This window comes from Micromonospora sp. BQ32 (genome assembly GCF_059358895.1).
Window position 1 is genome coordinate 146597 of the sequence record NZ_JCADBI010000007.1, and the last position, 12633, is coordinate 159229.

A 12633-nucleotide genomic window follows, 5' to 3' on the forward strand; every position below is an offset into this window, starting at 1 on the left:
GGCGCTCATCCGCCCCTGGGCGAGCGGTGCGGGTGAGCGCTGTCGGCACCCACCCGCCGATCGGTCAGATCCGGCGTAGGACCGCCACGACCCGGCCCATGATGGTGGCGTCGTCGCCGGGGATCGGGTCGAAGGCCGGGTTCTGGGGCATCAGCCAGACGTGCCCGTCGCGCCGCCGGTAGGTCTTCACGGTCGCCTCGCCGTCGAGCATGGCGGCCACGATCTCGCCGGAGTCGGCGGTCGGCTGCTGCCGAACGACAACCCAGTCGCCGTCGCAGATCGCCGCGTCGAGCATCGAGTCGCCCTTGACCTGGAGCATGAAGACCTCGCCCTCACCCACCAGCTCGCGGGGGAGCGGGAAGATGTCCTCCACGGCCTGCTCGGCGAGGATCGGGCCACCGGCGGCGATCCGGCCGAGCATCGGCACGTACGCCGGGGTCGGCCGCTGTGCCCTCGACAGCTCGTCGTCGATCGCCTCGCTGGGAGCGCGGACGTCCACCGCGCGCGGCCGGTTCGGGTCGCGGCGCAGGAAGCCCTTCTTCTCCAGCTCCTTGAGCTGGTAGGCGACGCTGGACGGCGACACCAGGCCGACCGCCTCGCCGATCTCCCGGACGCTCGGCGGGTAGCCGTGGCGCTCCACCCAGTTGCGGATGAACTCCAGGATGCGGCGCTGGCGGGCGGTCAGGTCGACCGTCGCCGGGTCGGGGAAGGCGCTGACCACCGGGGTGACCTGGCGCACGGCGGGCTGACCCGTCCGGCTGCGCGCGGCGCTGCGGCGTCGGGTGGCCGGGGGGCCCGCCTCGGTGATCTGCTGCGGGCTCTTCGGCCGGCTGGCCCGGTCCTCGGTCACGTCCGTCCTCCCTGGTCGGCGCTGGGTGCCTCGTCGGCTCGTGGTGCGTGCGGTGGTGCCACGTTGTTCATGACCGTATAGGTGAGATCAGTCATTTTCAAACATCTGTACGACCTCTCACCGGCGTGTCGGGGTGAAAAAGCACTCCGGTCGTACGGATGTTCTGATAAATGGTACGTCAGGTAGTACTGGTGTTCGATCCTCGACCGTTTTCCGGACGGGTCCAGCCTGCTGGCCGGTAACCCGGGTGGGGTCGTGGCGTTGGGCCTTCGGGTGCGCCGCCGGGGCGTGGATGACCGGATGGTCCGTGACGCGCCGGACACGCCGTCCAACTTGACCCGGCTTCCCCGGCGACATACGGTCGACCCCTAGATGTAGTAGTGACACGGGCGTAAGTTGCCTACAGGTTGGGTCTGACTACCGACCGCACTCCCGTAACGTTGATCACGGCGGGCGTCATCCGAGGATGGCACCGTCGGGGTGAGTCGTGCCCGGGGGGTGTCCGGAGTACTCGCAGTTGGTCATTTTTAGGAGGTGGGCGATGCGGTGTCCGTACTGCCGGCACGCTGACTCCCGGGTGGTCGACTCGCGGGAGGCCGATGACGGCCAGCTCATCCGACGGCGGCGGTCCTGCCCGGAGTGCGGCAAGCGGTTCACCACCGTCGAGGAGGCGGTCCTCGCGGTCGTCAAGCGCAGCGGGGTGACCGAGCCGTTCAGTCGCACGAAGATCATCGGCGGGGTGCGTAAGGCGTGCCAGGGCCGGCCGGTGGACGACGACTCACTCGCGCTGCTCGCGCAGCGGGTGGAGGAGACGGTCCGGGCCAAGGGGGCCGCCGAGATCCCCAGCCACGACGTGGGCCTGGCGATCCTGGGTCCGCTACGCGACCTGGACGAGATCGCCTACCTGCGGTTCGCCAGCGTCTACCGCTCGTTCGACTCGCTCGCCGACTTCGAGCGCGAGATTGAGACGTTGCGGGCCGCGGCGCGAGCCCGGGAGCAGGGCCGGGCCGATGCGGTCGAGGCCGCCGGCCGTACCAGCTGAGTCTTCACAGTTTTTCGAGAGATTGGGACGCGCGGTGGGTGACCGCGCAGACGAGGGGGGCGACGGCGTGACAACTAGCCGTTCACGGAACAAGGCAGGCGCGGGGCTGAAGATCGAGCGGGTGTGGACGACGGAGGGGGTCCACCCGTACGACGAGGTCTCCTGGGAGCGCCGTGACGTCGTGATGACGAACTGGCGGGACGGCTCGATCAATTTCGAGCAGCGTGGGGTGGAGTTCCCGGAGTCGTGGAGCGTCAACGCGGCCAACATCGTGACCACGAAGTACTTCCGGGGAGCGGTGGGGACCCCGGAGCGGGAGTGGTCGCTCAAGCAGCTGATCGACCGGGTGGTCACCACCTACCGCACCGCGGGTGAGGAGTACGGCTACTTCGCCAGCCCGGCCGACGCCGAGGTCTTCGCGCACGAGCTGACCTGGATGCTGCTGCACCAGGTGTTCAGCTTCAACTCGCCGGTCTGGTTCAACGTCGGCACGCCGTCGCCGCAGCAGGTCAGCGCCTGCTTCATCCTGGCCGTCGACGACTCGATGGACTCGATTCTCGACTGGTACAAGGAGGAGGGGCTGATCTTCAAGGGCGGCTCCGGCTCCGGGGTCAACCTGTCGCGCATCCGCTCGTCCCGTGAGCTGCTCTCCTCCGGTGGCACCGCCTCCGGCCCGGTCAGCTTCATGCGCGGCGCGGACGCCTCGGCCGGCACCATCAAGTCCGGCGGCGCGACCCGCCGGGCGGCCAAGATGGTCATCCTCGACGTGGACCACCCGGACATCGAGGAGTTCGTGGTCACCAAGGCGCGCGAGGAGGACAAGATCCGCGCGCTGCGCGACGCCGGGTTCGACATGGACCTCGGCGGCTCCGACATCGTCAGCGTGCAGTACCAGAACGCCAACAACTCGGTCCGCGTCTCCGACGAGTTCATGTCGGCGGTGGAGAACGGTAAGGGCTTCGACCTGCGCGGCCGGCTGGACGGCTCGGTGATCGACACCGTCGACGCCAAGAAGCTGTTCCGCACCATCTCCCAGGCCGCCTGGGAGTGCGCCGACCCGGGCCTGCAGTACGACGACACGATCAACGACTGGCACACCTGCCCGGAGACCGGGCGGATCACCGCCTCGAACCCGTGCTCGGAGTACCTGCACCTGGACAACTCCTCGTGCAACCTGGCCTCGCTCAACCTGATGAAGTTCCTCCGCGCCGACGGTGGCTTCGAGGTGGAGAAGTTCGTCAAGTCCGTCGAGTTCGTCATCACCGCGATGGACATCTCGATCTGCTTCGCGGACTTCCCGACCGAGAAGATCGGCGAGACGTCCCGCGCCTACCGGCAGCTCGGCATCGGCTACGCCAACCTGGGCGCCCTGCTGATGGCCACCGGCCTGCCGTACGACTCGGACCAGGGCCGCTCGGTCGCCGCGTCGATCACGTCCCTGATGACCGGCACCGCCTACCGCCGCTCGGCGGAGCTGGCCGGCGTCGTCGGCCCGTACGACGGCTACGCCCGCAACGCCGAGCCGCACAAGCGGGTCATGCGCAAGCACGCCGCGGCCAACGACGAGATCAAGCCGACCAGCCCGGTGGCCACCGCGATCGTCCGCGAGGCGACCAAGCAGTGGACCCAGGGCAACAAGATCGGCGACAAGAATGGTTGGCGCAACGCGCAGGCGAGCGTCCTCGCCCCGACCGGCACGATCGGCTTCATGATGGACTGCGACACGACCGGCGTGGAGCCGGACCTGGCGCTGGTCAAGTTCAAGAAGCTGGTCGGCGGCGGCTCGATGCAGATCGTCAACCAGACGGTTCCGCGCGCCCTGCGCAGCCTCGGCTACCCCGAGGAGCAGGTCGAGGCGATCGTCGAGCACATCGCCGACCACGGCCACGTGGTGGACGCCCCCGGCCTCAAGCCGGAGCACTACCCGGTCTTCGACTGCGCCATGGGGGAGCGGACGATCGCCCCGATGGGTCACGTGCGGATGATGGCGGCCATCCAGCCGTTCGTCTCCGGCGCCATCTCCAAGACGGTCAACATGCCGGAGGCGGCCACCGTCGAGGACGTCGAGAAGATCTACTTCGAGGGCTGGAAGCTCGGCCTCAAGGCGCTGGCGATCTATCGGGACAACTGCAAGGTCGGCCAGCCGCTCTCGGTGGCCAAGTCCAACAAGGCCACCGAGCCGGCCGCCGTCGAGACCGCGGCGGCCGCGCCGGCCGCGGTCGAGAAGGTCATCGAGTACCGGCCGGTGCGTAAGCGCCTGCCGAAGAAGCGCCCGTCCGAGACGGTCAGCTTCTCCGTCGGTGGCGCCGAGGGTTACCTGACCGCGTCGTCCTACCCGGACGACGGCCTCGGTGAGGTCTTCTTGAAGATGTCCAAGCAGGGCTCGACCCTGGCCGGCGTGATGGACGCCTTCTCGGTGGCCATCAGCATCGGCCTGCAGTACGGCGTGCCGCTGGAGACGTTCGTCAGCAAGTTCACCAACATGCGCTTCGAGCCGGCCGGCATGACCGACGACCCGGACGTGCGGATGGCGGCCTCGGTGATGGACTACATCTTCCGTCGCCTGGCGCTGGACTTCCTGCCCTACGAGCGCCGCGCCGAGCTGGGCATCTTCACCGCCTCGGAGCGGGCCGCCCAGCTGCGGGCCGAGGCCGACGCGGAGGCCGCCGCCGTCACCGGCGCCGAGCTCACCGCGATGGCGTCGTCCGCGCCGGTGGAGACCCCGGCCAAGCCGGAGGCTGTCGCCCAGCCGGCCCAGGAGATGGCCGACGTGGCCGCCGCCAAGCCGGCTCCGAGCGTGGGTTCCAGCACCGAACTGCTGGAGGCCGTGATCGGCAAGGCCGCCGACGCGCCGCTCTGCTTCACCTGCGGTACGAAGATGCGGCCCGCCGGTAGCTGCTACGTCTGCGAGGGCTGCGGCTCCACCAGCGGCTGCAGCTGACGTACGCGAAACGCGGCGCTGCCCCGGCTTCCCTCATGGGGGGGTCGGGGCAGCGCCGTTACCCGGGTCTCCCGAACTTATGAGGAACGGCAGCGACGGACGCCCGACCAGCGGGCAGATCCGGATGTCATGCAATCCCATGGGCTTCTGTAGGACGGGCTTGTGCGGTCGTCCGCGCGTTGCGTGAGCAGGGCCGCTACTCGCGGCCGAGCCAGGTGGCGACGCATGCCTCGTTGCCCTCGGCGTCGGCCAGAACCCACCACATCGGCGCGTGCGCGTCGGAAATGACACGTCCCCCAGCGGCCAGGGCGGCTGCAATGCGGTCCTCGGCCTGATCGTGCGCGACGGCGATGTCCAGGTGCATACGATTGCGATGTGGTCGCACCGCCTCCATGGATTGCAACCCGAACCCGGGGCCGCGTCGCGCGGGGTCGGCCAGATAGTCGTCACCGATCAGTTGATAGCCGAGCAGTGCCTGCCAGAAGGGCAGCACGTCGGTGCTCAGAGCGTCCAGGGTGATGTTGATGAGCTGTACGGCCGTGGGGTCGGCGGGGATGCCCAGCGCCCGGGCAGCGGCCGAGATCCGTCGGGCCAGTGATATGTCGCGTCGGGACAGCGACACGGTCACGCCGGCATGGCGCAGGTCCACGTTGAGATGCTCGCGTTCGTCGCCGACAGCGAGCCGACCCACCTCATCGACGAGCGCGATGCCCGCTGACAGCGAGCCGGTCGGGAAGTAGGCCGAGACCAGGTGGTAGAGACAACGCCAGTCCTCGACACCGTCAGCCGCATGGAAACGCCCAGCGGGGATCTGCACTGTCATGCCGGCGAACCTAACATCGACAACAGTGCCCATGCCCACCGCAGCTTGTCGACCACGCGGAACGGCCCGTCAGGGTTGTCGCCCGCCCGTTCCTACTCGCTGCGTCAAGACTCATATGTGTTGCCTCCACGTCTGTAGGACGTGGACTACGGCCTGCGTCCGCCACACGAGGAGTCGAGCCACTGCAACCCCTGCTGCCGTGCACCGCAATGCTCGTACCAAGTCTGGCTGCCTCGACGCATGCGCCACAGGTGTTGTCGCTGTAGCTCGACTTACGGCCTCTGGCTGATACCAACGGATCTTCGACGCGTCACCTTCCAGGTCCAGGTACTGAGGGACCAATCCGGTACGACATTCCGGTAGGTGCGGCCGGATCAGTGGTCTTCGTCGCCCTCAGTTGGGCGTGGTGGGCGGTTGTGCTTGGCCCACTCGTCAACCTCGTCCGCGTCCCAGATAGTCGTCCCGATCAGGCGGGCCATCGGCTCGGGGAAGCCGGGGCGGCGGGTGATCTGGAGTACCCGCTGCCGCGACACGTTGAACAGGGCGGCCAACTCGCCAGGCCCGTACAAGCGCGGTCGCTTCACGGCCTGAAAGTAAGCGCAACTCAAACTTGACGATCGCCACTTACAGATTGACAAGACAGGGTGCGGTGATGTGTGGTGGAGTAGTTCACGCCAGGCGACGGCGGGACACAGCTCGTCGGGAGGCCGGGTGCCGAAGCATGTGCCGTACGACGACTATCTGCTGGCGGTGGCGCTGACTCTGGCGCGGCGGCATCGGCCGGTCTGGTCGTGGCGGCGGTGGCGGCGGATCTGCCGGTGTGGGGCGGATGATCTGCCGTGCCAAGCCAGGCATCGCATCCCGATCCGCCGAGGCTTCTGGCCGGGGGAGGAGCAGGAGTGACCACGCACGGCCCGGTCCTTCCGGTCTGGACCTGCGGCGGCTGCGCCGCCCCTTGGCCCTGCCGGACTCGGCGCAGCGAGCTGCGTGCCGAGTTCGAGGGCGCGCCTGTGTCGTTGGCCCTCTACATGGGGTCCTACCTGGTCTGGGCCGCCGAGGACCTGACCTGGGTGCCCGCCGGGCTGCTGCACCGGCGCTTCCTGGGCTGGGTCCGCTGAACCTCATTCGGCGCGGCGAGTGCAGGAGGCCGGCTCGATCACTTGATGCTGATAGGTGTGGGCGATCCGTTCTGACTACTCAGCATCAAGTGATCTCAGCGGCTGGGCTAATGATTCGCTCGCTCGGCGGCGCGCACGGCGTTGCGGAACAGCATCGCGACGGTGGTCGGACCGACGCCGCCGACCCGGGGCGTGATGGCGCCGGCGACGTCGGCGCACGCTTCGTCCACGTCAGGTAGGAGCCGCCGCCCGTCGTAGCGGACGCCGGCGCCGATGACGACGGCGCCGGGCTTGACGTGCTCAGGCTGAACGATCCCGGGAACGCCGGCGGCGGCCACGAGGATGTCGGCGCGGCGGGTGTAGCGGGCCCAGTCGGGCACGCCGGTGTGGACGACGGTGACGGCGGCGTTGGCGGTCGGGCGCTTCTGCGCGAGCAGCATGGCCAGGGGGCGGCCCAGGGTGGCGCCCCGGCCGAGGATGACGACCTCACGACCGGCGACGGGGATCTCGTGGTACGCCAGGAGGGCCTCGATGCCGGCGGGGGTGCACGGCAGCGGGCCGGACAGGCCGACGGCGAGACGCCCCATGTTCAGCGGATGCATGCCGTCGACGTCCTTGTCCGGGTCGATGGTCTGCAGCGCCGCGTCGTAGTCCAGATGCCCGGGCACGGGGTACTGCACGAGCAGCCCGTGCACGCCCGGATCGCTGTTGAACCGGGCAATGGCCTGGTGCAGCTCGTTCTGGGTGGCGGTGGCAGGCAGGTGCACGTGCGGCACCCGGCAGGAGCCGGGCGGGGTCTGACGAGGTGTGACGTGCGGCGGATTTGCTGGTCGTGGTCATGAGGGTTCCTCGACGCAGGCGCCCAGGCGGTCGACGCCCGCGAGAGTAGCGCCGTCTCCATCGCCCGGCGGACCCGCACCGGGGCATGCTGCCGTTCGTCGATATACCTCAGAGGCATATGTATGACTCTGAGGTATATCGCTTGTCGGGATGGTGCCGCCGATGGAACCGGGCGGGCAGTTCGGTAACACCCGCGCTCCGCCTGACGAAGAAGGGGTGTGAAGGCTACGAGGGAGGACGGCCTGTGAATGAGCCGAGCCGAGCCGATGACGACATTTCCGGCATCGGAGCCGATCCGGTGGCCTTCGAGGTCTTCTACCGGCGGCACCTGGAGGCGGTGGGCCGGTTCGTGGCGCGGCGGGTCGACGACCCACACCTCGCCGCCGACCTGACCGCCGACGTGTTCCTGGCGGTGATCGAGTCGGCGGCCGGCTACCGGCCGGAGCGGGGTAGCCAGATCGGCTGGCTGTACGGGGTGGCCCGCAACGTCATCGGCGACGAGCGGCGTCGGGCGGCCCGACGGCTGCGGGTCACCGGCCGACTGGCCGGACGACGGGACCTCGGCCCCGATGACATCGCCCGCATCGAGGAGCGGATCGACGCCGAGTCGGCGGCCCGCCGCACCCATGGGGCGCTGAGCGAGCTACCCGAAGGCACCCGAACGCTCGTTGAACTCGTCGCCGTGGACGGCCTCACCGTCGCGGAGGCGGCGACCGTGCTCGGGATGTCACCGGTGGCCGCTCGGGTCCGCCTGCATCGTGCCCGCCGCGTCGTCCGCGCCGTGCTCGCCCGCCCGGTCACCACCCTCGCCTGAGAGACGGAGATGACGATGAACGAGATCGAACGGTCGCCGCAGGGTTTCGAGGAGCAACTCCTCAGGGATCTGACCGCACACGTCGCCCACCGGGCCGAGACGGCGTCGGCGGCCCGTCCGGCCGGACGCCGTACCCGGTTCCTGCGCGGTTGGCGCCTCGTCGGAGCGTTCGGGCTCGCAGTGACGCTGACCGCCGGTGCGTTGGCGGTCCAGACCATGAGGGTGGGCGACGAGCCGCCGCCGACCGCCAGCGCATCGGAGATCTTCCATTTGGCGGCCGACGCGGCCCGGCAGCAGCCGGAGCTCACCGCCCGACCCGATCAGTACGTCTTCACGGAGAACCTGGTGACGATCCGGGACCTGCCGGACAGCGGCCCTTACCAGACCACACGGAACCAACTGTGGCAGTCGGCCGGCGGAGTCGCGTACACGCAGGGACGCTACCGACCGGAGAGCGACCCGAACGGGTGGGGCGAGCTACGGGTGCTCCGGATGGGCGATGCCGCCGATCCCACGAAGGAACTCGACGCGTTCCAACCGCCCGCGTACCACGGCGACCTGCCCTCCGATCCGGACGAGCTGCTTCGATACCTTCGGAAGAACCCGGTCGACCTGCATCTTCCCGAAGGGGCCGACGAGGAGGCCGTCTACGGGGACGAGAGCATGGTGTACACCACCGCGCGGTCGATGGTCCGCGGCGGCTACGTGCCGCCCCGCGCGCTGGCGGCGCTGTTCGAACTGTTGGCCCGGGAGCCCGGAGCGGTCGTCATATCGGGCGACGTGGTGGACGCCGCAGGTCGGCACGGGGTGGCGATCCGGACGCCCGGTGTGATCGGTGGCAACGTGGACCTGCTCTTCGACCGCGACACCCATGTCTTCCTCGGCACCCGCGGGACGGTGGTGCGCAACGGCAAGGAGTCCCTGTACGACAACATCGCGCAACTCCGCATCGCCATCGTCGACCGGCCGGGCCAGCTGCCCTGAGCCGCCCCGGCCCTGGCCGGGCCGGTCATGTCGGACCGGTCAGGGCTGGACGAACAGGGGCCCGTAGTTCGAGCGGAACATCTGCTCGCCGAGGCGGCGCATCACCAGGTCGCGCAGCGCGGGCGGGAGCCCCGTGGCCTTGTCGCGGCGATGGGTCTGGCTGAACACCCAGTCGGTACGCGGGCGGCGCCGCGCCTCGTAGCCACGCAACGCGTCGGCGACGGAATCGGAGTTGGCCAACGACGAGGCGAGCACGAGCGCGTCCTCCAGGGCCATCGCCGCGCCCTGGGCCATGTTCGGGGAGGTGGCATGGGCGGCGTCGCCGATCAGCAGCACCGGCCCCCGGGACCAGGAGTCGAGCACGACCTCCTGGTTCGGCCCGGCGTGCAGCGTGCTGTCGTCGTAGTCGAGGGCCTTGAGCATGGTGGCCACCGGCTCGGTGAACGTCGCAGCCAGCTCGTCGCGCCAGCCGGGTCGGTCGGCCACCGGGCCGTCGTTGTAGTAGCAGTACGTCTGCTCGGCGCTGATCGGGATCGTCAGGAACTGCTTTCCGCGCCCCAACTGCACCGACCAGACCGGCTCGTCGTCGATCCGGGGGGCGACCCACCGGTACGCGTACTGGCCGAGGTCGCGGGCGGCCTGGCCGTCGAAGGCGAGCCGGCGGACCGTCGAGTTCACCCCGTCGGCGCCGAGCACCAGGTCGTACCGCCCGGTGCTGTTGTCGTCGAACTCGACGGCGACCTGGTCGCCCTCCTGGTCCAGCACGACCGGCTGGCGGCCCCAGCGGATCGGGGCGTCGCCGACGCCGTCGAGCAGCGCCCGGTGCAGCTGCGCCCGGGGCAACGAGACGCACGGCCCGACGCCGCGCCACAGCGCGGCCACATCGATGTCGAAGAGGCGACGCCCGCGCTGGTTGGCGCTGCGCTGCCGGGCGATCTCCACGGCAACGTCGGCGACCGACTCCCGCAGACCGAGTACGTCGAGCACCCGGGTCGCGTTGCCGGTGAGGTAGATCCCGGTGCCGGAGTCGGTCGGCCCGGGTGCCCGCTCGACCACGTCGATCGTCGCGCCCCACTCGCGCAGCGCAGTCACCGTCGCCAGTCCGGCGACACCCCCGCCGACGATCAGTACCCGGACACCGTCACCCCGCACGACACGTTCCTCCCCGTTGCCCTTGCCCGAACCCTCGCTGAGCTGCTGCTCAACGGTCCGGCCGCCGCAGCACTCTACGAGTCGGGTGAGTCAGCACACGGGTACGGGGGCTGAATTTCCGAGGAATGGGCTGCGACGATGAGGGCATGACGACCGCTGAGGCGTACGTCGAGTTCGGCAGCCACGAGGCGCGCGGGGTGTCGCCCACCTACGAGCGCCTGTCGCAGGCCGTCGCCAGCGACGATGACCTGCTCGCGCTGCTCGACGGGCTCCCGCCGGCCAAGCGGCAGCCGAATCTGCTGTTCGGCGTCGTCCGCTGGCTCGGCGGCCCGGTCGACGATCCCGTCACCTTCCACGACTACGTCCTGACGCACTGGCCCGCCGTCGAGGCGGAACTGCTCACCCGGGCCACCCAGACGAACGAGGCGGGCCGGTGCGCGGTCCTGTTGCCGGTGCTCGCCGCGTTGCCGCAGCCCCTCGCCCTGCTGGAGGTCGGTGCGTCGGCCGGGCTCTGCCTCTACCCCGACCGGTACGGGTACCGCTACGGCGACCATCAGGTCGGCTCGGGTGAGCCGATCCTGGAGTGCACGGCCAGCGGGTTGGTGCCGCCGGCCCGCGTACCCCAGGTGGTGTGGCGGGCCGGCCTGGACCTCAACCCGCTCGACGTGACCGACCCCGACGACGTGTCCTGGTTGGACGCTCTGGTCTGGCCGGAGCACGCCCACCGGCGGGCCCGGCTGCGGGGCGCGGCGGCGGTCGCCGCGGCCGACCCGCCGCTGCTGGTCCGCGGGGATCTGGTGGACGACCTGCCGGCGCTGGCCGCGCGGGCGCCGACCGACGCGACGCTGGTGGTCTTCCACACGTCCGTGCTCTACCAGGTGGCGCCCCCGCGCCGGGACGCGTTCGTCCGGTTGGTCCGCGAGCTGCCGGGGCACTGGGTCGCCAACGAGGGGCCGAAGGTGCTCCGGTACGACGGGCTGCCCGACCCGCCGAACGATGCGCTGCACAACGTCCTCGCGCTCGACGGGAAGCCGCTGGCCTGGGCCAGGGGCCATGGCCAGACGTTGACCTGGTTCGGCTGACGTCGCCAAACCGCCAAGCCGCTGACTCGACGCGGTCAGCTCAACGAGCCGGCTCGGGCATCCGGGCGCGCAGGGCCCGGATGAACCAGTCCACCGCCGGCACGGTCGCATCGCCGGTCGGCCAGCCGTTGAGCACCGCCAACAGGTCGAGGTAGCGGTCCCGGCGAGGATCGTTGGCCGGGAGCAGCCGGTCGAGCAACCGCTGACGCAGGTCGGCCTCGTCGGAGTGACCGTGCAGGCTCGCGTACCGGGTGAGGACCGCCGCGACCACCGGATCGGCGTCCGGGCTGGCCGGGTCGAGACCCGTCGCGAGGGCGGGGGACACCGCGTCCCGGACCACCGCGACGGCGTCCGGGCGGGGCAGCCCCGCGACGTCGTGGTCGGCGGCGTGCTGCCGCGCCAGCCGAGACATCCGGGCCCGGAACGCGGAATCCTGGCACAACCCGGCCAGCTCCAGCCACGCCTCGACCTGTTCGGTGCTGGGGTCGTCGAGGAGCTCCGGCGTCATCGAGACGATCACACCCGGGTACCCAGGCCGGTCACCGAGGCCGGCGAAGACGCTGTCCAGGAAGTCCGCCACCAACTGCCCGCGCTCGCGAATGGTGAGCTGGGCCAGCCGGTGCAGCTCGTCCACCTCCGCCGGGCCCGACCCGCGCCTCGCCGCGACGGTGAGCACCGCCTGGCGCAGCCGCAGCACCCGAATCTGCACGGCCAACGCCTCGGCGTGCGCGGCCGCCACCTCGGGCAGCGGCACCTCGTGGTTCACCACCCGCCGGATGGTGGTCAGGTCCAGGCCCAGGTCACGCAGCGTCCGGACCAGTTCCAACCGGGCCACGGCCGCCGGGCCGTACCGCCGGTAGCCGGCCGGGCTCCGGTCCGTCGGCGGCACGATCCCGCTGTCGGCGTAGTACCGGATGGTCTTGACGCTCAGGCCGGTCCGCCGGGCCAGGTCGCCGATCGTGTGACGCGTCTCCCCGCTCATGCCCC

The 12633-nt window shown here is 70.3% G+C and carries 12 protein-coding genes and 1 pseudogene; 7 read left to right on the forward strand and 6 right to left on the reverse strand.

The annotated features are described in order from the left end of the window. Positions 1-64: 64 nt before the first annotated feature. Complete coding sequence (lexA, locus tag AC5L30_RS16055) at positions 65-850, reverse strand: transcriptional repressor LexA (RefSeq protein ID WP_355581333.1); 786 nt, start codon at positions 848-850, stop codon at positions 65-67. A gap of 541 nt (positions 851-1391) precedes the next feature. Between lexA and nrdR the strand changes: the two genes are divergently transcribed. Both nrdR and AC5L30_RS16065 read left to right on the forward strand, forming a co-directional pair. Continuing rightward, positions 1392-1892, forward strand: a complete 501-nt coding sequence (gene nrdR / locus AC5L30_RS16060; RefSeq protein WP_091400542.1) for a transcriptional regulator NrdR — start codon at positions 1392-1394, stop codon at positions 1890-1892. Positions 1893-1959: 67 nt separating this feature from the next. After that, complete coding sequence (locus AC5L30_RS16065; RefSeq protein WP_494868121.1) at positions 1960-4833, forward strand: vitamin B12-dependent ribonucleotide reductase; 2874 nt, start codon at positions 1960-1962, stop codon at positions 4831-4833. A gap of 196 nt (positions 4834-5029) precedes the next feature. Here the strand turns inward: AC5L30_RS16065 and AC5L30_RS16070 are convergent, their stop codons facing one another. Next, positions 5030-5656 (reverse strand): VOC family protein, encoded by a 627-nt coding sequence (locus AC5L30_RS16070; protein WP_494868122.1) that lies wholly within the window; start codon positions 5654-5656, stop codon positions 5030-5032. A 374-nt stretch (positions 5657-6030) separates the two neighbouring features. Next, on the reverse strand, positions 6031-6240 hold the full coding sequence (locus tag AC5L30_RS16075; RefSeq protein ID WP_494868123.1) for a helix-turn-helix transcriptional regulator: 210 nt from the start codon (positions 6238-6240) through the stop codon (positions 6031-6033). Between the two features lie 127 nt (positions 6241-6367). On the opposite strand from AC5L30_RS16075, the gene AC5L30_RS16080 reads away from it, so the two are divergent. Then, on the forward strand, positions 6368-6559 hold the full coding sequence (locus tag AC5L30_RS16080; RefSeq protein WP_494868124.1) for a hypothetical protein: 192 nt from the start codon (positions 6368-6370) through the stop codon (positions 6557-6559). Beyond that, a complete protein-coding gene (locus AC5L30_RS16085; RefSeq protein WP_494868125.1) occupies positions 6556-6774 on the forward strand; it encodes a hypothetical protein in 219 nt (72 codons plus the stop codon). Before AC5L30_RS16080 ends, AC5L30_RS16085 begins: the two co-directional genes overlap by 4 nt. A gap of 107 nt (positions 6775-6881) precedes the next feature. Here AC5L30_RS16085 and AC5L30_RS16090 read toward each other — a convergent pair. Further along, positions 6882-7547: pseudogene (locus AC5L30_RS16090) on the reverse strand (bifunctional 5,10-methylenetetrahydrofolate dehydrogenase/5,10-methenyltetrahydrofolate cyclohydrolase); the annotation flags it as partial. 311 nt (positions 7548-7858) lie between these two features. Between AC5L30_RS16090 and AC5L30_RS16095 the strand changes: the two are divergent. Beyond that, positions 7859-8428 (forward strand): RNA polymerase sigma factor, encoded by a 570-nt coding sequence (locus AC5L30_RS16095; RefSeq protein WP_494868127.1) that lies wholly within the window; start codon positions 7859-7861, stop codon positions 8426-8428. A gap of 15 nt (positions 8429-8443) precedes the next feature. After that, positions 8444-9412 (forward strand): CU044_5270 family protein, encoded by a 969-nt coding sequence (locus tag AC5L30_RS16100; protein WP_494868128.1) that lies wholly within the window; start codon positions 8444-8446, stop codon positions 9410-9412. Positions 9413-9451: 39 nt separating this feature from the next. On the opposite strand, the gene AC5L30_RS16105 is transcribed toward AC5L30_RS16100, so the two are convergent. After that, the gene (locus tag AC5L30_RS16105; RefSeq protein ID WP_494868130.1) at positions 9452-10564 is read right to left on the reverse strand and encodes an FAD-dependent monooxygenase; all 1113 of its coding nucleotides are present in this window, start codon (positions 10562-10564) and stop codon (positions 9452-9454) included. Positions 10565-10710: 146 nt separating this feature from the next. Here AC5L30_RS16105 and AC5L30_RS16110 point away from each other — a divergent pair, with 146 nt between their 5' ends. Further along, entirely contained in the window at positions 10711-11646 is a 936-nt protein-coding gene (locus AC5L30_RS16110; RefSeq protein ID WP_494868132.1) for a DUF2332 domain-containing protein, read from the forward strand. A gap of 40 nt (positions 11647-11686) precedes the next feature. Here the strand turns inward: AC5L30_RS16110 and AC5L30_RS16115 are convergent, their stop codons facing one another. Continuing rightward, complete coding sequence (locus AC5L30_RS16115; protein ID WP_494868133.1) at positions 11687-12628, reverse strand: MerR family transcriptional regulator; 942 nt, start codon at positions 12626-12628, stop codon at positions 11687-11689. Positions 12629-12633 lie beyond the last annotated feature (5 nt).